This is a genomic window from Micromonospora sp. LOL_021 (assembly GCF_048060215.1).
In the GTDB taxonomy this organism is placed as follows: domain Bacteria; phylum Actinomycetota; class Actinomycetes; order Mycobacteriales; family Micromonosporaceae; genus Micromonospora_E.
Window position 1 is genome coordinate 75,208 of sequence record NZ_JBHMIN010000006.1, and the last position, 21,329, is coordinate 96,536.

Genomic DNA, 21,329 nt, shown 5'->3' on the forward strand with positions numbered 1-21,329 from the left:
TGTGAGCCGAACGGCGGTCGACGCTGTCATTATTTCCCGGTGCGCACCGTGAGAGATCTCCTTGGTGCGCGACCGGGGAGGTTGACAGTTTTGACACAGGTCGCCGGCGAGCCGGCACGTCGGCGGGACCAGGCCGGGCAGCCGGGCCCGGCCGGGCAACTGGGCCGGTCTGCGCTGATCGCGCTCTGCGTCGCCGCCGCGTACGCGCTCGGCTCCGGCTGCGCCTGGCTGCTGTTCCACGCCTCGGCCGTCGGTGCCGTGTTCTTTCCGCCGGCCGGGGTGACCCTCGGGGCGCTGGTGCTGACCCGCCGCCGGCACTGGCCGTGGATCCTCGGTGCCGTCGGTCTCACCGAGTTCGGCATCAACCTGTGGCAAGGGCTCGGCCCGCTGACCGCACTCGGCTTCGCGCTGACCAACGTCGTCGAACCGCTGGTCGGTGCCGCTGGGCTGCGATGGCTGCGGCCAGGCCGGATCGACCTGACCCGGTACCGCGACGCGGCAGCGTTCCTGCTCTACCCGGTGGGCATCGGCCCGTTGGTCGGCGCGGTGATCGGGGCCACGACCAGCGCGGTCGGCACCGGCGGCGCCTGGTGGCCGGCGTTGGGCCGGTTCTGGGCCGGTGACGGGCTCGCGGTGCTCACCCTCGGTGCCGCCCTGGTCGGTCTCGACGCGGTCCGCAGCCGGGTCCGACCGTGGCAGCTGGTGCGGGGCGGTACGGCGTTGGCCGGCACCGCAGCGTTGACCGTCATCGGTTTCTGGCCCCGGGAGGTGCCGCTGTCCTACCTGCCGGTGCCGGTGCTGCTCGCGGTCGGCTTCCGGGGACGGGTGGCGACCATCGGGGCCGCCGGGTTCGTAATGGCGTTCGTCGCGAACCTGCTCAGCGCCGCCGGACACGGACCGTGGTCGGTGTTGGCCGGTCAGCCCCGGTTGGAGGCGGCATCGCTGCAGATCTACCTGGCGGTGGTGGTGCTCGGTGCCTGGGCGCTGGCGATCGCGGTGGCGGAGCGGGACCGGGCGCAAGCCGAGTCACGTCGTGAGGTGGCCGCCCGCCAGCGGTTGCAGGCGCTGCAGGACGTCACCGCCGGGCTGGCCACCGCCGCCACGTCCGACCAGGTGATCCGGGTGCTGGTCGACCGGGGCGTCGGCCTGGTCGCCGACCACGGCGCGGTGGCGCTCACCGATCAGGCCGGCAGCTCGATCCGCAGCTGGCCGACGGCGGCCCTCGCCGAACAGGTCGTCGGCGGCTTCGCCACGTTCCCGCTCGACGGGTCGGACCAGTTGCCGGTCGTGGATGTGATCCGGACCGGCCGGCCGGTCCAACTGCCGACCCTGGCGGCGCTGGACGCGCGTTACCCGGTACTCGCCGACGCTCATGCCCGGACCGGCACCCGCAGCCTGCTGGCGGTGCCGGTCAAGGTCGGCGACCGGTGCCTCGGTGCGCTGGCGTTCGCGTTCCGTCGGGACGACGCGATCACCCCGGAGGTGGTTTCGATCGCCCGTACCATCGCCGAACTCGCCGGTCAGGCCGTCGACCGGGCAGCGTTGTACGAATCCGAGCACGCCGCCGCGCACCAGTTGCAACGGGCGTTGCTGCCGCAGATCTCGCCCGACCTGCCGGGCGTCACGGCCGCCGTGTGCTACCGGCCGGCGGAGCACGGCCGCGACGTCGGCGGCGACTGGTACGACGTATTCGAACTGCCCGGCAACCGGGTGGGTATCGCGGTCGGGGATGTCGTCGGCCACGGGTTGTCGTCGGCGATCACGATGGGCCGGCTGCAGCAGTCGCTGCGCTCGGTGGCGCAGACCGGTGCGTCACCGGTCGAGGTGCTGGAGGCGCTGGACACCGCCTGCCAGACGATCGACGGGGCCGACTTCGCGACCGTCGGGTACGCCGAGTACAGCCCCACCGACCGGGTGCTCACCTACGCCTGCGCCGGTCATCTGCCGCCGCTGCTGGTGGCCGGCGGGGTCAGCCGCTACCTGACCGACGCCCGGTCGCTGCCGCTACGGCTGACCGCGCAGCCCCGGACCCAGGCCCAGATCGCGGTCCCCGACTCGGCGATGCTGGTCTGGTACTCCGACGGCCTGGTCGAGCGGCGCAACCAGGTGATCGACGCCGGGTTGGACCGGCTCGGCCGGGCCGCCGCCGGGTTGTCCGGCACCGAGCCGCAGGTCTGGTGTGACCGGCTGTTGGACGCGATGACCGACGGCCAGGTGATCACCGACGACACGGTGGTGGCCTGCGTCCATCTGGACGGGCTGCCGACCGGCACGGACGGCTCCCCGGTACTGCGGCTGACCCTGACCTCCCCTGCCGACCTGTCCGCCGCGCGCCGGGCGCTGCGGGACTGGTCCGCCGGCAACGACCTGACACCGGATCAGGTCGACGCGCTGCTGGCCACCTGCAACGAGGCCCTGATCAACTCGTTGGAGCACGCCTACCACGGGCGTCCGGACGGCCCGGTCGCGTTGCAGGTGATGCTGCTGGACCGGCAGCAGGTCCGGGTCGAGGTCACCGACCGGGGGCACTGGCGGGGCCACTCGCACGACGGGTCCGACCGGGGGCGTGGGCTCGATCTGATCAATCGGATGGCCCGCCGGCTGGTGCTCGATCTCTCCAATGCCGGCACCCGGGTGACCATCACCCTGCCCGGTCAGTAGTCGGTGCCGCCCCGTGGTCGACCACCGGGGCGGGTGGTCGACCACGGAGCGGTGGTCAGTTCCGGAGCGGTGGTCAGTTCCGGAGCGCCTGGCGGATCCAGTCGGCGATGTTGTCGACCCGCGACGTCGTCTCGACGTCGGAGTGCGGGCAGTCCGGGCCGAAACTCTCCACCGACACCAGCGCTGGACCGCGGCGACCCCGCTCGACGAAGTACGGGGCACCGGAGTCGTACGGGCAGGCACTGGTGTCCGGGTGCGGGTACCGGCCAGTCACGCCGATGGTCGAGTCGGCGACCTCGGTGACGGCGAACAGCCCGGTGCGCAGCACGGTCGACGGCACCGGGTCGACCGACGTATCGGCGCCGTATCCGGTGAGCCGAACGATGGCACCGACCCGCGGCGGCCGGTGGGCCAGGGAGATCGGCTTGATGCCGCGTACCGGCTGGTCCAGCTTTGCCAGCGCCAGGTCGTTGGTGGGCGACTGGCGTACCGCGATCACCGTGGCGACCTGACCGCCGTCGCCGGTGAGGTCCGCCCGGCCGACCGTCGCGGTGGTCAGGTCGGCGACCGGGCGTTCGACCCGTACGCCGTCGACGTCCCGGAAGCAGTGCCCGGCGGTGACCACCCACTGCGGGTGGATCAGGGCTCCGGAGCAGGCGCTGTTGCGGCGGCCGCCGTCGGCCGTCGGGATCCCGGTCATCGTCAACTTCACCGAGAACTGGTACTTGCCGTCAGGGACGACCTTGCCGTTGGCGACGGCACCGGCCGGCCCGGCCGTGGCCAGGCCGAGGCCGGCCGTCACGGCCAGCGCGAGCGCCGCCGTGGCCAGGCGGGAGGCGAGAGTACGGGACACAGTGGTTCCTTGTCGGATGGCCGCGCCGGACGACCGGGTCGCAGGCTGGGCGGCACCGGTGCCGGCGGGCAGCGGACGTTGGACTCTCGACGCTAGGTCGGCCCGCCGACCATAGGACATGGACATTTCCCTACATCTGTCCGTCACAACGCGACGGCGATACCGACTCACCGTTCGGTCGTGACGCAATGGTCCCCTCAGGTGCACGCGCGGTAGACATAGTCGGCCCGATTGCGGTGCGGTGAGACGTCGGGCACGGTCCGGCGGGCCGTGTCGACCACGAAGAGTTTGGTGTCGGTCGGGCCGGTCTCGTCGAGGAACGTGGTGCTGCCGTAGCTGACGTTGTAGTGCACGGACTCGGTCCGATTGCGCCACCCCCAATGGCCGAGGTCCTGCCATCCGCAGTCGCTGAGCCGACCCCGCGGATAGGTGTAGTTGGTGCCGTCGTAGAAGCAGAACCAGCCGCCGGGGCAGTCCGGTCCGGCAAGTAGCCCGACGTCGGCGATGCGGGCCACGCTGACGATGAACACCCCGCCGGAGTAGGCGATGTCGGTCCTATTGATCTGGACGCCGCCGGGGTGGGCCGTCAGGTAGGCGTCCACCCGGGACTGGACGTTGGCAGGGCTGGCGGCGGCGACGCCGGGCTGCAGTCCGGTGGCCAGCACGGCGACGGCCAGTACGGCGGACGTCAACCGCCGGCTCCGGCGAAGGCCCCGGTTTGGGCTCGGGTGAGAGCTCAGGTGACGGATCCGAATGCGTTGCGTCATGGCGGGCTCCAGTTGGTCCGTGGGGCGGTCCAGCAGTGGATTGGGGGCACCGACGATGCCGCCGTCACCCTCAGTGCTCAGTCAGGAACTTTGCGACACGACACCGTTGACGATAGCCAACCGACCAGCGAGATCACCATATCTGCGCCAGTAAATAAATGAGCTTCAGTCGCGTTTCTCCGACCCAGAGTGAGCTGCAACTTCCGGCCGGCAACCACCACCACGCAAAGCGCGACTTTCTCATGTTCCACATCCTGGAACAATTGACCATGATCAACAAAAATCATCGGGCACGATCTGGCACGCTGACGCCTCTTATATGACGGATGCCGGCACCGGCACCCCCGATTGCGACGACGTCACTGGAACGAGCACCGAGGAGCATTGTGGATGCAGAGGATGCGGCAGAGCTCGATGCATGGCTCGGGGAACAGGTGAGTCAGCATCATGCGCTGCTGTGGACGGTATTGTTTCAGCGCCTCGAGGACACCAGAGTCGCCGAAGATCTTCTGCAGGAGACATTCGTCAGGGCATGGCTGCACCGTCGGGACGGTCGCCAGATCCGGCATCCGAGGGTATGGCTCTACCGGGTGGCTCGGCGACTCGCCGAGAAACGTCTGGACGAGGGCCATCGCAGCCGGCAGACCTGGCGTACCACCGCGCTGACCCTGGTGGTCAGCAATGACCGCGACTCGGACGCCAGCGTACTGCGTCAGGACGTGGCCCGGCTCGGTCGACGGCTCAGCGCCAAGGACCGGGAGTGCCTGCTGCTGACCAGCTACGGCGTCAGCACGGCCGACATCGCCGCCATGTTGCGAATGAGCCCGGCGGCGGTACGGCGGTCGCTGCACCGGACCCGCCGCGCGTTGCACAAGCTCCGGGACGAGGTGCAGGGCCGGCGTACCCGCCGCACCCCGGCCGAACGAGGAAAGGACTGAGCATGGATCAGGAGCCGGCCGAGGACGAATTCCGCCGCGACGAGATGGTGCAGCTGGCCGTCCGGGCGCTGCTGCCCAGGCAGGGCCGGGTTCCGCCGCCACCGGAGATCGACGTCACGGACCTCATAGCCCTTGCACACCAGCGTCAGTCGGCGCAGGAATCGACCCGCTGGCGGTGGCGACCGCAGCCGTGGCGGCCCAGGCTGTGGCGGGTCGTGGTCCCTGCGGTCGTTCTGGTGATGCTGCTGATCGTCGGGATCGAGGTCGTCCGCCCGTACGGCGTGCCCGGTCCGACCGGATCGGACCCGGTCGGGTCGGACGCCACCGGCCCGGTCCTCGCCGACCCGAGGCAACCGTTGCCGCTGACCACCAGCCCGGGCACCGCCCCGGCCCGCCACCAGTTGGCGGCGATCGCCCAGCACGTCCACTCGCTGGACCGGCCGGCACCGGACCAACTCGTCACCATCGGTCGCTACACCTACGTCCATCTTCGGGCCTGGTGGCGCGACGATCCCGCGACCGGGCAGGATGGCGGAGCGTACGACCGGCGACTGTGGTGGGCCGCCGACCGGTCCGGGCAGGAGACCCGGGTCGACCCGGCGGAGCCGAACCGGACAGCCGAGGTGGTCGAGTACCCGCCCGGCGCGCTCGGTGTCGCCGTACCCGATCCCGCCGCCGACCGGACGGTGCTGGCCGGCCAGCTCGCCGAGGAGCAGCCGATGCACGAAGGCCCGCAGGCCGCGCTGCGGGCGGTGGTCGGCCTCTACCGATTCCACGACCTGTCCCCGGCCCAGCGGGCCGCCGCCCTGGCCGTCCTCGCCGACGCGGAGCTGGTCACCCACGGCCCAGTGCTGGACCGGGCCGGCCGATCCGGCGTCGCGGTCAGCGCGACCGGTGAGATGGACGGCCGACCGGTGCGGGACACCGCCGTCATCGACACCGCCACCGGTCGGCTGCTCACCTACGAGCGGGTGGCCCTACCCGCCGACGACCATGCAGCGGCCGGCACGGTCACCTACTACCTGGTGTTCCTGCGCTCCGGCCGGGTCGGTCGACTCGGCGCCGAACCGGCCGACTGACCCGTCACCGGGTACCCGCCCCGGACGGCCGGCATGAACCTTCGGCGGGCGGGTACCCGGTGACGATGCCCGACATCGCCAGCTACGGGCTGCTGAGTGACTGCCAGGGAGCGGCGTTGCTGTCCGCGGACGGCTCCGTCGACTGGTGGTGCCCGGCCCGGTTCGACGCGCCGAGCGTCTTCGCCCGGCTGCTCGACCCCGGCGCCGGGCACTGGTCCATCACCCCGGTCGACGGGCACCGCACCGCCCGCCGCTACCTGGCCGACACGATGGTGCTGCAGACCGACTTCCGGACCGCCGACGGCGAGCTGCGGCTCACCGACGCGCTGGCCCTCGGCCCCGGCGAACGCGGCCACCGCATCGGCGAGGGCTCGCCGCACGTGCTGCTGCGCCGGGTCGACGTCCTCTCCGGCACCGTGCAGGTCGACGTCGACCTGGTGGTGCGGCCCGAGTATGGCCGGGTCGTCCCGGTGGTGACCGGCGACGACGAGCGGATCGAGCTGGTCGGCGGCAGCGACCGGCTGATCCTGACCGGCGACCCGCTGCCGGCCCAACTGTCCGCCGGGGTGGATCGGATCGCCGGCCGGCTCACCCTCACCGCCGGGCAGACCGTACGGTTCGCGCTGCGGCACCTACGCGCCGACGACACCACGCCGCCAGCCGACGACCGGCGCTGCGGCGTGGACGACACCGTCGCCGGCTGGCGGTCCTGGGCCGACGAGCACCACAGCTACCAAGGGCTCTACCAGGAGCAGGTACGGCGTAGCGCGCTGGTGCTGCAGGCGCTGACCTACCAGCCGACCGGTGCGGTGGTGGCGGCGCCTACCACCTCGCTGCCCGAGGAGGTCGGCGGCGGCGCGAACTGGGACTACCGGTACGCCTGGCTGCGCGACGGGGCGTTCACCATGCAGGCGCTGTGGGTGGCCGCCTGCCCCGACGAGGCGCACCGGTTCTTCGACTGGATCGCCGACTCGGTCGGTGAGCTGCCCGCCGACCAGCCGGTACCGATCATGTTCGGGGTCGGTGGCGAGCGGGACCTGACCGAGCACGATCTGGAGCACCTGCGCGGCTACCGGGGCTCTGCGCCGGTACGGGTCGGCAACGACGCCTGGCGGCAGCGGCAGCTCGACGTGCTCGGCGAGGTGCTGCACGGTGCCTGGATTCTGCGCGACCGGCTCGGCGGCCTGTCGGCGGGCACCGTACATCTGCTCCGTGGTCTCGCCGAACGGGCCTGCCGCACCTGGTCCGAGCCGGATTCCGGGATCTGGGAGGGTCGGGAGGGCGAACGCCACTACCTCACCTCGAAGCTGATGTGCTGGGTGGCGCTGGACCGGGCCATCGGGCTGGCGCCGGCGCTGCACGCCGAGCGTGACGTCGACCGTTGGCACCGGACCCGGGAACGGATCCGGGCGGCGATCCTCGACCAGGGATGGAGCGACCAGCGCCAGGCGTTCACCGGTGCGTTCGGCTCCGACCATCTCGACGCCGGCGTCCTGATCATGCCGATCATGGGTTTCCTGCCCGGCACCGACCACCGGGTGGTCGCAACGATCGACGCCATCGAGGCGGACCTGACCCACCACGGCCTGGTCCAGCGATGGACCGGCGGCGAGGACGAAGGAGCCTTCCTGATCTGCTCCTACTGGCTGGCCGAGGCCCTCGCGCTGGCCGGCCGGCACGACCGGGCCCGCCAGGTCTTCGAGGCGGCCACCGCGTGCGCGAACGATCTCGGTCTGCTCGCCGAGGAGGTGGACCGCCGCGACGGCGGCCTGATCGGCAACTTCCCGCAGGGGCTGTCGCACATCGGTCTGATCAACGCGGCGTGGACGCTGTCCCGGACCGGAGAGGTTTCGCGACCACCGGGCCCACCCGCCGGGTGACCGGGCGGTCGTCGGCCGGCGGCGGCAACGCGGCAACTGCCGTCAGGTCCAGGCCGGCGAGGCTCGCCCGGTACCGCCGGTCGTCGAGAACCCGCCACACCGCGGCGGCGATCCGGTCGGCACAGCCGACGTCCAGCAGCCGGTACGCGGCGTCCCGCCCGGTGCGGGCACCCGCGTCGAGGTTGATCCCGATGCCGAGCAGGGCCGCCTGCCGGGCGACCAGCGGCTGATCGCCGAAGAACGGCACGACGACCATCGGTACCCGGGCGATGATCGCCTCGTGGAAGCTGTTGCTGCCACCGTGGGTGACGAACACGTCGGCCCGGCTGAGCACCCGCTGCTGGTCGACGGCGTGCCGGATCACCCAGTTCGCCGGGTACCGGTCCAGAATCCGGCGGCCCCGGGTCGGGAAGACCACCGTCAGGTCGTCCGAGGACCAGTGCCGGGCCAGGCCGGCGACGCACCGGCGCAGCGCGCCGACCAGCGCCGGCTCGGCGTACCAGAGGTTGTCCAGCACCTCGGTGCCAAAGGAGAGGTAGATGACCGGTCGAGCCTTTCTGGACCGGCCGTCCTGGCTGTCCGGCCGGTTCCGGGACGGCCAGCCGTCGGAGAGGTAGCCGGCGAAGCGGTAGCCGACGGCCGCGCGGTTGTCACGGAAGTCGGGCGGCGTGACCGTGCGGTACGACCAGAGGATGTTCTGCTCGGCCGGCAGGTGCAGACAGTTCGAGACGAGTTCCACCGCGGCCGGGTCGAGCGTGACGCCGTACCGCCGGTCCAGAGCGTCCAGTGCCGCCGTGTTCGCCGACGCCGTCAGGCAGCGCCGGAGGTATCCGGCGTCCGTCATCGGCCCGACCAGTCCCGGCACCGAGCACCACGCCGGCACGCCCAGCCGGCGGGCGACCAGCGCGCCCTCGATCGCGGCGAAGTCGTACAGCACCAGGTCGGGGCGGTAGGCGTGGGCAACCGCCAGGCATTCGCCGAACAACCGGTACGCCCGGTCGAACACCCGGTCCGCCGGGGTGTTGCGGAACTCGCGGCAACCCGGCACCGCGACGGTCGACCCGGCCAGGTCACCCAGCCGGGGCGCGGTGGTCTGCCGGTCGACGAGCACCAGGCGGAAGCTGTCCTCGGCCCGGTGCCGGCGGATCAGCCGTTTCAGAATGTTGAGGTGTCCCTCGTTGGGGATGCTGAACACGAGCACCCGTCGTCGCGGCATTCCGCACCTTTCCCGCCAGCCGGTCCGACAAACCACCGGAACCCGGCCGAACCGCCTACCCGGCGGCGCTCACCCCGCTACCGTCGGCCCGGTGACCACCCAGCAGCCGACCGTCATCCGACCACCACGACCACCGCTGCAACAGGCCGACGACCTGCTGGGCCGGATGAACCTGGCGGAAAAGGCCGGCCTGCTGTTCCATCCGATGATCGGCATCGGTCCGGGTGGCACCCTCGCCCCCGCCGACCCCGACGCCGGGCTGCTCGCCGCCGAGGACCTCGTCCTGCACCGCCGGATCAACCACGTCAACCTGGTCGGCGTCGCGGCACCGGCGGACCTGGCCCGCTGGCACAACCAGCTGCAGGATTTGGCCGCGTCGACCCGGCTCGGCGTACCGGTGACGGTCTCCACCGATCCCCGGCACGCCCGGTCCGCCAACCCCAACACGGCGGCGCTGGCCGGCGCCTTCTCCACCTGGCCGGAACCGCTGGGCCTGGCCGCCACCGTCGACCCGGAGCTGGTGTGGCGGCACGCCGACACCATCCGCCGCGAGTACCTGGCGGTCGGCATCCGGGCCGCGCTGCACCCGCAGGCCGACGTCGCCACGGACCCACGCTGGCCACGGGTGCTGGGCACCTTCGGCGAGAACCCGGAGCTGGTCAGCCGGCTGACGGTGGCGTACCTGTCCGGGTTGCAGGGCCCGACGCTCGGACCGGACAGCGTCGCCGCGCTGGTCAAGCACTTCCCCGGCGGCGGCCCGGTCCGCACCGGCGAGGACCCCCATTTTCGGTACGGCGCCGAGCAGGCCTACCCGGGTGGTCGTCTCGCCGCCCACCTGGCGCCGTTCGTGGCGGCTGTCCGGGCCGGCGCCGCGCAGGTGATGCTCGGCTACGGGCTGCCGGTCGGCACCGAGCTGCCGCCGGTGGCGTTCGCCTTCAACCACGAGGTGGTGACCGGGCTGCTCCGCGAGCAGTTGGGTTTCACCGGGGTGATCTGCGCCGACTGGGGGGTGCTGACCGACGCCTGTTTCCGGGGACCCCGGCCGGCCCGGGCCTGGGGCGTCGAACACCTCGAACCGGCGCAGCGGCTGCGGACCGCGCTGCACGCCGGGGTGGACCAGTTCGGCGGCGAGGCCCGCCCGGACCTGGTCGTCGACCTGGTCCGCAGCGGCCAGGTCACCGAGGACCGGATCGACGAGTCGGCCCGCCGCGTCCTGCACGACAAGCTGCAGCTCGGCCTGTTCGAGCACCGCTACGTCGACCCGGAGTACGCCGCGCAGGTGGTCGGTGGCCCGCCGGCCCGCGCCGCCGGACTGGCCGCCCAGCGGGCCTGCGTGACGCTGCTGCGTCAGGCCCCGCCGGACAGCCCGGCCCGGTTGCCGCTCGCCCCCGGTCTGCGGGTGTACGCCGAAGGCCCGCTGCGCGCCGCGCTGGGTGGCAGGTGGACAGTGGTGTCGGACCCGCGCCAGGCGGACGTGGCAGTGCTGCGGCTGGCCGCGCCGTACGAGCGGCGGCCCGGCCCGGTCGAGGCGTACTTCCACGCCGGGCCGTTGGAGTTCCCGCCGGGCGCGGTGGACCGGGTGCTGGCGATCGCGGCGGCGGTGCCGACCGTCGTGGACGTCTACCTGGACCGGCCGGCGGTGCTCACGCCACTCGCCGACCGGGTCGGCACGCTGCTGGTCAGCTTCGGCGTCGAGGACACCGCGCTGGTCGACGTACTCGCCGGGGAGCCGGCACCGACCGGCCGGCTGCCGGTCGATCTGCCGGCCAGCCAACGGGCCGTGCTCGCCGGGCAGCCGGACGCCCCGTTCGACGACCCGGCCCCGTTGTTCCGGTACGGCCACGGGCTGACGTACTGATCGCTGGTGGATACGCTGTCAGCGGCATCCCTGGTGGATGCGCTCAGCGGCGCGGTTCCCAGCGGAACAGCCGGGTGGCCAGCGCCACGGCGACGACGACCCAGCCGAGGGTGGGTGCCAGCAGGGCCAGCGAGTCCGTCACGGCGACGCCGCCGTTCCAGGCGTCGACCACCAGTTCGGTGGCCGCGCCACCGGGGAGCAGCCGCTTGAGCAGGGTGAGATCCTCGGTGCCGCTGATGCCCACCCAGCTCATCACGGCGATGACGCCGAGGCTGACCGGCAGCGTGGTCACCTGGGCGTGCTCGGGTGAGTTCGTCAGCCCTGCGGTGGCCAGCCCCAGACCGATCAGCATGATCGTCGTCGCGACGACGGCCGCCACCAGCAGCGGGACGTTCGCCGGCTGGCCGGTGACCACGGCCAGCACGGTCAGGATCCCGGTGACCTGAAACAGGGCGATGACGGTGGCCGGGGTGAGCAGTCCGGCGAGGATCTGCGGGTCGCTCGCCGTGGTGGAGCGCAGCCGTTTGAGGAAGAGGTTCTGCCGGCGGGAGGCCAACGTGGTCACCGTCGTGGCGTACAGCCCGAACGCGCCCACGGTGAACACCACCACCCCCGCGATGTACCCGAGGCTGCCCAGCGCCGCGAATGATTCGTGCTGGTAGATGAAGTACCCGCTGACCACCACGGGCATGATGAGACTCGTGACCAGTACGAGCCGGTTCCGGAAAATCTGGGTCAGTTCACTGACAGCGATGGAGAGCATGGCGATGCGATCCGTCCTTCAAGGATTCGGTACGGGTTCATTCGGTACGGGTTGACTCGGTGCCGACGGGTTCATTCGGTGCCGACGGCGCGGAACACATCGTCGAGCCGGGTCGGCCCGGCTTCGAGGCCACGCAGCTGCACGGCGTGGTCGTCTGCCCAGCGCAGCAGGGTGTGCAGGTCCCGCTGCAGGTCGAGGGTCTCGATGCGCAGCGCGCCGCCGTCGCCCTGCTCCGCCGGCAGTGGTAGCGCCGGGGTCGGTGCCGGCCCCGGGAGGGAGAAGCTGATCACGGCCGGCAGGGACTGGGTCAGTTCGGCGACGGTCCCCTCCCGGCGCAGGGTGCCCTGGTGCATCAGACCGATCCGGTCGGCGCGCTGCTGGGCCTCTTCCAGGTAGTGCGTGGTGAGCACGACGGTCGACCCGTCCGTACGCAGGTTGTCGATGACCTCCCACAGACCGTCGCGGGACTGGATGTCCAGCCCGGTGGTCGGCTCGTCCAGGAAAATCAGCTCCGGTGCCCCGTACACGGCGGTGGCGAAATCCAACCGCCGTTTCTCCCCGCCGGAGAGCTGGGCGACCAGGGTGCCGGCCTTACCGGTGAGGTCGACCAGGTCGAGCACCCGGTCGACATGGTCGACCCGCCGACTGAGTTTTCCGATCAGCCGGACCGATTCCCGCACGGTGAGGTCCGGGGAGAAGCCGCTCTCCTGGAGCATGATGCCCATCCTGGGCCGCACGGCTGCGCGGTCACCGGGGCGCTGCCCGAAGACCCGCACCACCCCCGAGGTCGCCGTACGGTGACCTTCGATGGTTTCCAGCGCGGAGGTCTTTCCGGCCCCGTTCGTGCCGAGCAGGGCGTACAGCTCGCCCCGGCGTACCTGGAAGGAAAGGTCCTTGACGGCGTGGAAGTCGCCGTAGGAGACGTTGAGGCGTTCGACCTCGATGACTGGTGTGGTGGACATGCCGTCAATTTCAGCGCTCACTGCGCCAACCGGTCAGTGCGACCACGTCACCACTTCGCGATGACATTCCCGCCGGTCCACCCGTGACGTAGTGTCACTGGTGGCCAGCCCGGAACCGGACGAATACTCAGCAGATGCCCGAGCACACCGAGCCCACGCGGCGGCGGCTGCGCAAGCTCAACCTCGTCATGCTGGTCCCGCCGCTCGCGGTCGGCGGGGCGGCCGTGGTGGTGGCCGACTCCCGTACCTGGTGGGATGCCGTCATCCTGGCCTCGGGCGTGATCACGGCGCTGGTGGCCTTCGAGCGGTGGACGGCGCGCGACCTGCCCCGGGTCGCTCCGGTCTGCCTGATCGTCACCGCAGCCGTCTGGCCCCTCGGCGTACTGGTGATCGACAGCCCGAGAGCGTCGTACGGCCTGGCTCTCGTCGGCTCCCTCGTCGTCCCCTATCTGAAGCGGCACCGGGCTGCGGCAGCCGTCGGTCTCGTCGGCTACGTCGCGGTGGTCGGCGCGGCGCGGCTGCTGGTGTCGTCCGAGGGTGTCTCCGACGTCCTGCTGCAGTACGTCGTCCTTCCCGCCGGTGCCGTCGCGGTGATCACCGGCCTGATGTTTCCGAACAAGCGGTTCTACGACGTCGTCGACGAGTTGCAGGAGTCCCGCCGGCGTGAAGCGGAGCTGGCCGTCTTCCGGGAACGGGTCCGGTTCGCCAGCGACCTGCACGACATCCAGGGCCACACGTTGCACGTGGTGAAGCTGAAGATCGCGTTGGCCCGCAAACTGGTCCGTACCGACCCCGACCGGGTCGACAACGAGCTGCGGGAGATATACGCGCTGGTCAGCGACACCATCAAACAGACGAAGGAGCTCGCCTACGCGCAGCGGCGGCTCAACCTCTCCGCCGAGCTGGAGAACGCCAAGAACCTCTTCGAAGCTGCCGGCATCCGGGTCCGCGTCGACCGGGAGGCCGAGGTCGACACCCGGGCGGACGAACTGCTCGGCCAGGTCCTGCGCGAGACGACGACCAACATCCTGCGGCACGCCCAGGCCACCCAGGTGAAGATCACCCTGTCCGGTTCGGGCATCACCGTGGTCAACGACGGCGCACCGCAGAGTCCGCTGCCCGAGCTGCGTGGCCTGGCCGCGCTGCGGGACCGGGTGGCCGGCAGCGCCGGTGAGCTCACCGTGGAGCAGACCGACGGGCGTTTCCTGACGGCTGCGACCTTCCCGCGCACCGGCCCGCACACCGGCCCGCACACCGGCCCGCGCACTGGCTCCGCACCGATGGAGGATCGATGACGCAGGCCGATGCCCCGGCGACCACCGTGGTGCTCGCCGACGACGAGGTCCTGCTCCGCAAGGCGATGGCTGCGCTGCTCCCGCTCGAAGGCGACATCACCGTACTCGCCGAAGCCGCCGACGGCGCGTCGGCTGTCGAGGCGACCCTGCACCACCGGCCCGACGTCCTCGTCATCGACCTGGAGATGCCCGGCGTGGACGGGCTCGGCGCCGTCGCCCAGATCCGGCAGGACCGGCCCGAGCAGGTCATCCTGATGCTGACTCGGCACGCTCGACCGGGCGTGCTGCGCCGCGCGCTCAAACTCGGCGTCCAGGGCTTTGTCAGCAAGTCGGCCGAGCCCGCGCACATCGCCTCGGTCATCGGCACCCTGCACGCGGGCAAGCGGTGGATCGATCCGGACGTCTCCGCACTCGCCGTCATCGACGACTGCCCGCTCACCGACCGGGAGGTCGACGTGCTGCGGGCCACCGGCGACGGCTACTCGGTAGCCGACATCGCCGTCCGGCTCCATCTCGCCGAGGGCACGGTACGTAACTATCTGTCCAACGCGATGCAGAAGACCCAGACCCGGACCCGGCACGACGCGGCCCGCTACGCCCGCGAACACGACTGGCTCTGAAATCCGGGGGTACGCCGCACGGCCGCGCGGGCGGTGCAAGGTCAGTCGCTGCGCTGCAGCCGGTGCAGTGCGGCGGCGGCGACCAGGCCGTACGCCAGGTGCGGCACGATGTCCGACGCCCAGTCGGCGGCGCTCCACTGCCGCGGGTCGGTCACCTTGAGCAGGGTCATCGGCGCGTCCGAGCCGGCCATCGCCAGCATGGCGAGCAGGCCGGTGGCCGCCCAGACCGGGGCCCGGCGGGGGCCGGCCACCGCGTACAGCGCTCCGGCGCCGAGGCCGGTCGCGTAGCCGAGCAGCGGCCCGAGCCCCGCCCGCCGGTTGCTGGCCGTCTCCTCGTCGCCAAGATCGACGTGCAGCGTCTCAGCGAGCCGGCCGACGCTGCGCTGCGGGGTGCTGCTCGCCGGCCGGGCCCGGCCCGCCATGTCGAGGTAGGTGACCATGTTGAGGGCGCTGGTGCCGGCGGCACCGGCCAGCAGCCCACTCCAGATTCGCCGCATGGTCTGCTGCGTACCCGGTGCTCGGGCGAGCTAACTCGGTGCTCATGTCCCCAGGCGATCGCCCGAGCCACTGTGGTAACAACAGAACCCTCTGCACCATGCGTCTACCTGCGACAGGGCAGGCTAAGCTGCGTTGCCGTGGCAGGACACCCCGCCGTACGGTGGCGGTGGCAGGTGATCTGGATGAGTGCCGAAGGTACGGGAGCCGGCCGGCCCAGCGCGATTCACGTGGGTGAACCGCACGGCAGCGGGATCTCCACCCGGCTGAACTGGTTACGGGCCGGGGTGCTGGGTGCCAACGACGGCATCGTGTCGACGGCGGGTCTCGTCGTGGGGGTGGCCGGCGCGACCATCGCCACCGGCCCCGTCCTGACAGCGGGAGTCGCGGGGGTGGCGGCGGGCGCCGTCTCCATGGCCCTGGGTGAGTACGTGTCGGTGAGCAGCCAACGTGACTCCGAGCGGGCGCTGCTGGCGAAGGAGCGCACCGAGCTCGATCGGTTCCCCGAGCAGGAGCTGGACGAGCTGACCGCGCTGTACGTCGCGAAGGGTCTGACCGTCGGGACCGCCCGGCTGGTGGCGGAGGAACTGACCGCGAAGGACGCCTTCGCCGCACATGCCGACATCGAGTTGCGGATCGACCCGGATTCGTTGACCAACCCCTGGCACGCGGCCGGCGCATCGGCGGTCGCCTTCACCCTAGGGTCACTGCTGCCGCTGATCGCGATCCTGCTGCCGCCACCCGACGCGCGGGTTCCCGTGACGTTCGCTGTCGTGCTGCTCACCCTCGCGGTGACGGGTGCGGTGAGCGCGAGACTGGGCTCCGCCGACGTGGGTCGGGCGATGGTCAGACTCGTAGCCGGTGGTGCCCTGGCCATGGCCGTCACCTTTGCCATCGGGCAGTTCGTCGGTGCGACAGTGATCTGAGCCGGCCTTTCAGCCAAGGGAACCGGCCGGTCGTGCGGGCTGGCCAACCGGGCCGGGTCCGGCTCGACCAGGCCGTCGTGTAGCTCCACCAGGCCGGCCTGCAGGGAGGTCAGCGGGGTACGCAGTTCATGGGGGGCGTCGGCCGGGTGCCGGTCGCCACGGCACCGGTGGCGTTGTGGGCGTCCGCCTGAGCGGATCCGGTCCACCGGTGGGCGGGTCTACCACACCCACGCGATAAAGTACGGCTACGTCCGGCGTACCACCGCGCACACCTTCCACGCCCAGATCGACGATCTGGGCAAACAGGCGGAGCGGGCCTACGACGGCCTGCCAGCCGAGATCATCACGCCACCGGTCGGCGCCTCCGACCGATCCCCCGTCACTGCCAGCACCAGCGAGGATCGCGCATGACCAGCTCACCGCCGGTCGAGACTCCCGGCATCGTCATCGGCAACCACACGCAGAAGTACACCGCCAAGAACCCGGCCATCCGGTGGCTCACCGCCCGCTGGGTGACCCGGCTGGAGCAGATGCTGGGCCGGGTCGCGGCCGACCCGGGCGCCGCCGGCACCAGCCACGCGCTCGAAGTGGGCTGCGGCGAGGGGGTCATCGCCAATCACCTGGCCACTCGCTGGTCCCGGGTGACCGCCCTGGATCTACCCGATGCCGGACTGCGGGACCAGTGGCGGCAGCGGCCGGGACCGCACTACCTGCACGCCGACGCACACCGCCTTCCGTTCGGGGACAACCGGTTCGACGTGGTGGTCGCGGCGGAGGTGCTGGAGCACCTGCCGGACCCGGAGCGCGGGCTGGCCGAGATCGCCCGGGTCGGCGCCCGCCACCTGGTGCTGTCGGTGCCGCGCGAACCAATCTTCCGGTCCTGCAACCTGCTCGCCGGGCGGTACGTGCGCGACCTCGGCAACACCCCCGGGCACCTGAACCACTGGTCGACCCGGTCCTTCGTCCGGTTCGTCAGCACGGTGGCCGAGGTCCGTGCGGTCAGCAAGCCGTTCCCGTGGACCGTGGTGTGGGCCACTCTGCGGACCCGCCCGTGACCGCCCCGCCAGCTCGCCGGCGAGGGTGGCGCCGCGCCGCCGAGGCGGCGGTCGTCGCCGCCTTCGTCGGCTTCCTCGCCCTCGCCCTGGTCCGGCAGTGGTCGCAGGTGGCGGAGGTCATCGGGGACCTGTCGGTGGTGGCGGTGGCGGTCTCCGCCCTCGCCACCATGGTGGGGATCTGGTTCAGCTTCCTGTGCTGGCGGGCGATCCTGACTGATCTGGCGAGCCGGATCCCGGTCACCGCCGGCATGCGGATCTTCTTCGTCGGCCAAGTCGGCAAGTATGTGCCCGGCAAGGTGTGGCCGATCCTCACCCAGATCCGGCTCGGCCGCGACTATCAGGTGCCGGGGCGCACATCGGCCGCCGCCGCGTTCATCTTCATGTTGATCGTGCTGGGCACCGGCCTGCTGGTCGCGATCTGTTCGCTGCCGGTGCTCGGCGCGGACGCGCTCGGCCAGTACTGGTGGTCCCTGCTGGCGCTGCCGGTCGCGGCGGTCGCCCTCTGGCCGCCGGTGCTCAACCGCGGACTGGGTTGGATCATGCGGCTGGCACGGCGGGAGCCGATGCCCCGGCCGCTGACGGCAGCCGGGATCGGCCGCGCGGTGGGCTGGGCGCTGGTCATGTGGGCGTTCTTCGGGGTGCATCTGTTCGCGCTCCTGACCGGACTCGACGTGACCGCACCGCACCTGCTCCTCCAGGCGACCGGCGCGTTCGCAGGCTCCTGGTCGATCGGCTTTCTGCTGCTGGTGGCACCGGCCGGGGTCGGTCCGCGGGAGGTGGCCCTGGTCGTCCTGTTGGGATCGATCACCACCCAGCCGGTTGCGCTGGTGGCCGTCGTGGTGTCCCGGCTGCTGATGACCCTCGGGGATCTGGTGTGGCCGGTCATCGCGCTCGGCCTGGAGCGCCGCCGCCGGGCACCGGCCCGGCCCGGCCAACTGCCCGAGCCGGCCGCTGCCGACCACTGAGCCGCTAGCCGTGCTGCACCGGGCCGCGATCACGGTGCCGGGGCACCGCCTCTGCGTGGGCGATGCCCCGGTTTCGTAGCCACTGACCGTTCGCGGGTTCTCCCGCTTGTGCCCTGGCCATGGCCGTCACCTTTGTCATCGGGCAGTTCGTCTGCGCGACAGTGCTCTGAGTCGACCTTCGACCATGCCTCCGACGAACTCTGCTGCGATCAACACTTCCTCGGGTGCTCTGTGGTGAGGGTGTGGGTGCCGTCGGGGTGGAGGCGGACGGTGGCGGGCTGGCCGGGTTGGGTGGCGGCGTGGCGGCGTAGCTGGGTGATGTGGGTTGTGGTGTCGGGGAGGGTTCCGGCCGTCGCGGGCTGTTGTGGGACGGGTATCGGCGTGGCCGGGTTGGTGGGGATGGTGGCGCGGAGTGCGCCGTGCAGGTAGCGGTAGCAGAGTGCGACGGCTTCGGGCAGGCTGGCGCTGGTGGGGACGGGGTCGACGGTGTGCGGTGTGGTGGGGTCGACGACCCGGACCGACCAGGAGTGGCCCTGGGACAGTTCGGGTCGGCCGATGGTGTCGCGGTGGTCGATGACGGTGATGTCGAGGGCGAGGCCGAGGCCGCGGGTCAGGGCGGCGACCTGGTCGAGGGTGGGGCCGGGCCAACCGTTGGCGAGGACCATGATCCGGGCGCCGTCGTGGGTGGCGCCGACTTCACCGAGGTACGCGTGAAGCGGGTCGCCGCCGCCGTGGGGGACCTGGCTGACACCCAGGCGCAGGTGCTGGTCGATGCTGTGTTCGCCGTCGATGTCGGTCAGGTCGGTCGGTCGCACGCCGAACCCGGCCGCGAGCGCCCCGATCTGGTAGTGCTCGGGCAGCTGCCACACCATGCTGCCGGACGGCCGGTCGGCGGGCACCAGCATCGGCGGCGGCTGGTCGGTGTCGTCGGGTCGCCAGTTGCGGTGCACGGTCCGGCCACGCAGGTCGGTGACGGTCAGCACCGCGCCGCGCCGGACCTGCCGGGTGCCGTAGCAGTCCAGGCAGAACGGCGGGTCGACCTGGTCGGCACATCGGGTGCAGGGGTGGGCGGGGATCGGCTCGCCCCAGTGTTTCGGCGCCGGCGGCTCCCAGCCACGCACGAATGTGCCGGCGGTGTCGGCGGGTCGCAGACTGGTGTGCCACCAGTGCCGGTTACGCCAGATGGCCTGCGCGCCGCCGTGCTGCTCGGCGTCGGCTGTCATGCGTCGTTCGACCTGGTCGAGGTCGTGGCCGCCGGGGTGCCCGTCCAACCCGACCGGCACCGCACGCCCGGTCAGGGCAGCTTCGGTCACGTAGTGGGCGGGCAGCAGCGGGTTGGCGACGGTCAGGCCGGTCACCGCCCGGGTGGCGGGGATGGTGGCGAGCGCGGTCGGCAGGTCGCCGATCCACCGGTGCTGGTAGTCGGGCACCGCACCGCCGGCGTGCTCGAACCGGACGTCCCAGCTCAGCCCGCGCCCGATGGAGCTGGGCCGCACTTCGAGAACCAGGTCGACGTGCAGCTGGTCGGCGAGCGCGCACAGCCGGCCGAGCAGCCGGCCCGGATCGCCGGGTGGCGGCGGCTCGACGCTGCGGCCGATCAGCACCAGCCACGGCGTGGCGGGCCGTTCGGCGAGCGCCACCGCCTCCCACCGCAGCCGGTCCCGCTCGGGTATGCCCGGCTGCCACTGCCGGGGCAGCGTCAACCCCGACGACGGCAGCCGGCCCGGTTCGTCGGGGAAGTCCGGGTCGCGCAACGTCGCGGCGGCGACCCCGGCACGCTGGGCGAGGTCGGTGACGATCGGCGCGTACGGCAGCCACCACGTCCCACCCGGCGTCGGCAGCGGCGTGAACGAGCCCGGAACCAAACTGGTGGAGGCCACCTGCCCGGTGTCGAGGTTCGCGACGGTGAACACCCGTTGCGCCCGCCGCCGCTCGGATCCATACCCGACGATGTGCAGTGAGCCGGCCGGCACCGCGTTGACGCCGTTCACGCCGCCACCCCCGCCCCGAACCGGTGCGACTGCTCGAACTGCTGCGACTGCCAGTCCCGCAACGCCTGCTTGACCCGCGCGTTCTCGTCGCGGGTGGCGGCCAGTTCGGCACGCAGGGCGGTCAGCTCGTCGGCGACCAGGTGCAGGAACGCCCGTACCTCGCCCGGGTCGCAGCCACGCCGGACACGGTCGCCGAACGCGCGTTCGCGGACCAGGCCGGGGCTGATCGACGGCCGCACCGGCCTGCCGTACAAGTGACCGGCAGCGTTCGGGGCCGGCGTCACCGGCCGGCGCGCCCCGGCCGCCACGTCGGTCGGCCGCCGGTTGTGGCGGGCGATCTCGGCGAGCAACCGCCGGTTACGACGGCTCCGCACCGGAGCCCGCCGGAACAGGTCAATGAACCTACGCACAGCAGGAACCACCTTTCACACAGTCGAAAACCTTCAGAGGTACGGATGGAGGGCGCGCGGTTCGCGTCGCAGTTGTGCCGCCGCGCTGGTCAGCGGTGCCGGCGCGGGCGGGGAGCCCAGCGGAGACCGTCACGCTGGACGAAGATCTCCCGACGCTCACGGGCCTCACCGTCGGGTGCCAACACATACCCGGCCAACCAGACCCAGCCCTGATACGTCAGCTTCGTGTCCACTGTCGTCACCCGGAACCGGAAACCCCGCCCGGCCGCGAACTGCACACTCGCCCGACCATCGATGATCAACTCGTCACCGGGGCGGGGATCCGCCGGGGACCGGTCGGCCGGCACGCTACCGATCAGCGGCCGGCAGCGTCGTCCGACCGCAGTCGGGACACCACCGCGATTTGATCTTGAAACTGAACAACCCGACAAAGAACCCGAGCAGGATCCCGGAAACCAGGGCACCAAGCGCCACCATGATCAACCCTTCTGATTGGGCTGGGGCGACGAATGGGCCGCCGCCTTGCTGAGCACCAACTCACCTGGCACTACGCCAGATCTTCCGCGCCTTCTGGTTGACAATCAGATGTCGATAG

General features: G+C 71.6%; 19 protein-coding genes. 10 read left to right on the forward strand and 9 right to left on the reverse strand.

The annotated features are described in order from the left end of the window. Positions 1-90: 90 nt before the first annotated feature. A complete protein-coding gene (locus tag ACFHWT_RS06845; protein ID WP_416593724.1) occupies positions 91-2,661 on the forward strand; it encodes a SpoIIE family protein phosphatase in 2,571 nt (856 codons plus the stop codon). Positions 2,662-2,734: 73 nt separating this feature from the next. Here the strand turns inward: ACFHWT_RS06845 and ACFHWT_RS06850 are convergent, their stop codons facing one another. Continuing rightward, the gene (locus ACFHWT_RS06850) at positions 2,735-3,514 is read right to left on the reverse strand and encodes a S1 family peptidase (protein WP_416593725.1); all 780 of its coding nucleotides are present in this window, start codon (positions 3,512-3,514) and stop codon (positions 2,735-2,737) included. Between the two features lie 197 nt (positions 3,515-3,711). Next, positions 3,712-4,206, reverse strand: a complete 495-nt coding sequence (locus ACFHWT_RS06855) for a hypothetical protein (protein ID WP_416593726.1) — start codon at positions 4,204-4,206, stop codon at positions 3,712-3,714. 509 nt (positions 4,207-4,715) lie between these two features. Here ACFHWT_RS06855 and ACFHWT_RS06860 point away from each other — a divergent pair. The 3 genes from ACFHWT_RS06860 (at position 4,716) to ACFHWT_RS06870 (ending at position 8,178) form a co-directional block, all read left to right on the forward strand. Further along, positions 4,716-5,219 carry an RNA polymerase sigma factor gene (locus ACFHWT_RS06860; RefSeq protein WP_416593727.1) on the forward strand — a complete coding sequence of 168 codons (504 nt, stop codon included), beginning with the start codon at positions 4,716-4,718 and terminating at the stop codon, positions 5,217-5,219. 2 nt (positions 5,220-5,221) lie between these two features. Then, on the forward strand, positions 5,222-6,298 hold the full coding sequence (locus ACFHWT_RS06865; protein ID WP_416593728.1) for a hypothetical protein: 1,077 nt from the start codon (positions 5,222-5,224) through the stop codon (positions 6,296-6,298). A 65-nt stretch (positions 6,299-6,363) separates the two neighbouring features. Next, on the forward strand, positions 6,364-8,178 hold the full coding sequence (locus ACFHWT_RS06870) for a glycoside hydrolase family 15 protein (protein ID WP_416593729.1): 1,815 nt from the start codon (positions 6,364-6,366) through the stop codon (positions 8,176-8,178). On the opposite strand, the gene ACFHWT_RS06875 is transcribed toward ACFHWT_RS06870, so the two are convergent. Further along, positions 8,111-9,394 carry a glycosyltransferase gene (locus tag ACFHWT_RS06875; RefSeq protein WP_416593730.1) on the reverse strand — a complete coding sequence of 428 codons (1,284 nt, stop codon included), beginning with the start codon at positions 9,392-9,394 and terminating at the stop codon, positions 8,111-8,113. The two genes, ACFHWT_RS06870 and ACFHWT_RS06875, sit on opposite strands and share 68 nt — an antisense overlap. Positions 9,395-9,485: 91 nt before the next feature. Here ACFHWT_RS06875 and ACFHWT_RS06880 point away from each other — a divergent pair, with 91 nt between their 5' ends. Next, a complete protein-coding gene (locus ACFHWT_RS06880) occupies positions 9,486-11,252 on the forward strand; it encodes a glycoside hydrolase family 3 protein (RefSeq protein ID WP_416593731.1) in 1,767 nt (588 codons plus the stop codon). Positions 11,253-11,295: 43 nt separating this feature from the next. On the opposite strand, the gene ACFHWT_RS06885 is transcribed toward ACFHWT_RS06880, so the two are convergent. Together ACFHWT_RS06885 and ACFHWT_RS06890 are read right to left on the reverse strand one after the other, a co-directional pair. Beyond that, positions 11,296-12,015, reverse strand: coding sequence for an ABC transporter permease (locus ACFHWT_RS06885; protein WP_416593732.1), 720 nt, complete (start codon positions 12,013-12,015; stop codon positions 11,296-11,298). A gap of 71 nt (positions 12,016-12,086) precedes the next feature. Then, a complete protein-coding gene (locus tag ACFHWT_RS06890; protein WP_416593733.1) occupies positions 12,087-12,977 on the reverse strand; it encodes an ABC transporter ATP-binding protein in 891 nt (296 codons plus the stop codon). 134 nt (positions 12,978-13,111) lie between these two features. On the opposite strand from ACFHWT_RS06890, the gene ACFHWT_RS06895 reads away from it, so the two are divergent. After that, the gene (locus ACFHWT_RS06895; protein ID WP_416593734.1) at positions 13,112-14,272 is read left to right on the forward strand and encodes a sensor histidine kinase; all 1,161 of its coding nucleotides are present in this window, start codon (positions 13,112-13,114) and stop codon (positions 14,270-14,272) included. Further along, positions 14,269-14,892: a response regulator transcription factor gene (locus ACFHWT_RS06900; protein WP_416593735.1), complete on the forward strand. Its 624-nt coding sequence runs from the start codon at positions 14,269-14,271 to the stop codon at positions 14,890-14,892. The genes ACFHWT_RS06895 and ACFHWT_RS06900 overlap by 4 nt, the downstream gene beginning before the upstream one ends. Before the next feature lie 41 nt (positions 14,893-14,933). Here the strand turns inward: ACFHWT_RS06900 and ACFHWT_RS06905 are convergent, their stop codons facing one another. After that, positions 14,934-15,389 carry a hypothetical protein gene (locus ACFHWT_RS06905; RefSeq protein ID WP_416593736.1) on the reverse strand — a complete coding sequence of 152 codons (456 nt, stop codon included), beginning with the start codon at positions 15,387-15,389 and terminating at the stop codon, positions 14,934-14,936. Between the two features lie 183 nt (positions 15,390-15,572). Here ACFHWT_RS06905 and ACFHWT_RS06910 point away from each other — a divergent pair, with 183 nt between their 5' ends. The 3 genes from ACFHWT_RS06910 to ACFHWT_RS06920 all read left to right on the forward strand — a co-directional run bounded on the left by ACFHWT_RS06910 (position 15,573) and on the right by ACFHWT_RS06920 (position 18,333). Next, a complete protein-coding gene (locus ACFHWT_RS06910; protein ID WP_416593737.1) occupies positions 15,573-16,313 on the forward strand; it encodes a VIT1/CCC1 transporter family protein in 741 nt (246 codons plus the stop codon). Positions 16,314-16,720: 407 nt separating this feature from the next. Then, the gene (locus tag ACFHWT_RS06915) at positions 16,721-17,368 is read left to right on the forward strand and encodes a class I SAM-dependent methyltransferase (RefSeq protein WP_416593738.1); all 648 of its coding nucleotides are present in this window, start codon (positions 16,721-16,723) and stop codon (positions 17,366-17,368) included. Further along, complete coding sequence (locus tag ACFHWT_RS06920) at positions 17,365-18,333, forward strand: lysylphosphatidylglycerol synthase domain-containing protein (RefSeq protein WP_416593739.1); 969 nt, start codon at positions 17,365-17,367, stop codon at positions 18,331-18,333. Before ACFHWT_RS06915 ends, ACFHWT_RS06920 begins: the two co-directional genes overlap by 4 nt. A 209-nt stretch (positions 18,334-18,542) precedes the next feature. Here the strand turns inward: ACFHWT_RS06920 and ACFHWT_RS06925 are convergent, their stop codons facing one another. From ACFHWT_RS06925 to ACFHWT_RS06935, 3 genes are all read right to left on the reverse strand, one after another. Then, positions 18,543-20,324: a hypothetical protein gene (locus ACFHWT_RS06925; protein WP_416593740.1), complete on the reverse strand. Its 1,782-nt coding sequence runs from the start codon at positions 20,322-20,324 to the stop codon at positions 18,543-18,545. Then, positions 20,321-20,734, reverse strand: coding sequence for a DivIVA domain-containing protein (locus tag ACFHWT_RS06930; protein WP_416593741.1), 414 nt, complete (start codon positions 20,732-20,734; stop codon positions 20,321-20,323). The genes ACFHWT_RS06925 and ACFHWT_RS06930 overlap by 4 nt, the downstream gene beginning before the upstream one ends. Before the next feature lie 89 nt (positions 20,735-20,823). After that, the gene (locus ACFHWT_RS06935; RefSeq protein ID WP_416593742.1) at positions 20,824-21,081 is read right to left on the reverse strand and encodes a hypothetical protein; all 258 of its coding nucleotides are present in this window, start codon (positions 21,079-21,081) and stop codon (positions 20,824-20,826) included. Positions 21,082-21,329: the final 248 nt, after the last annotated feature.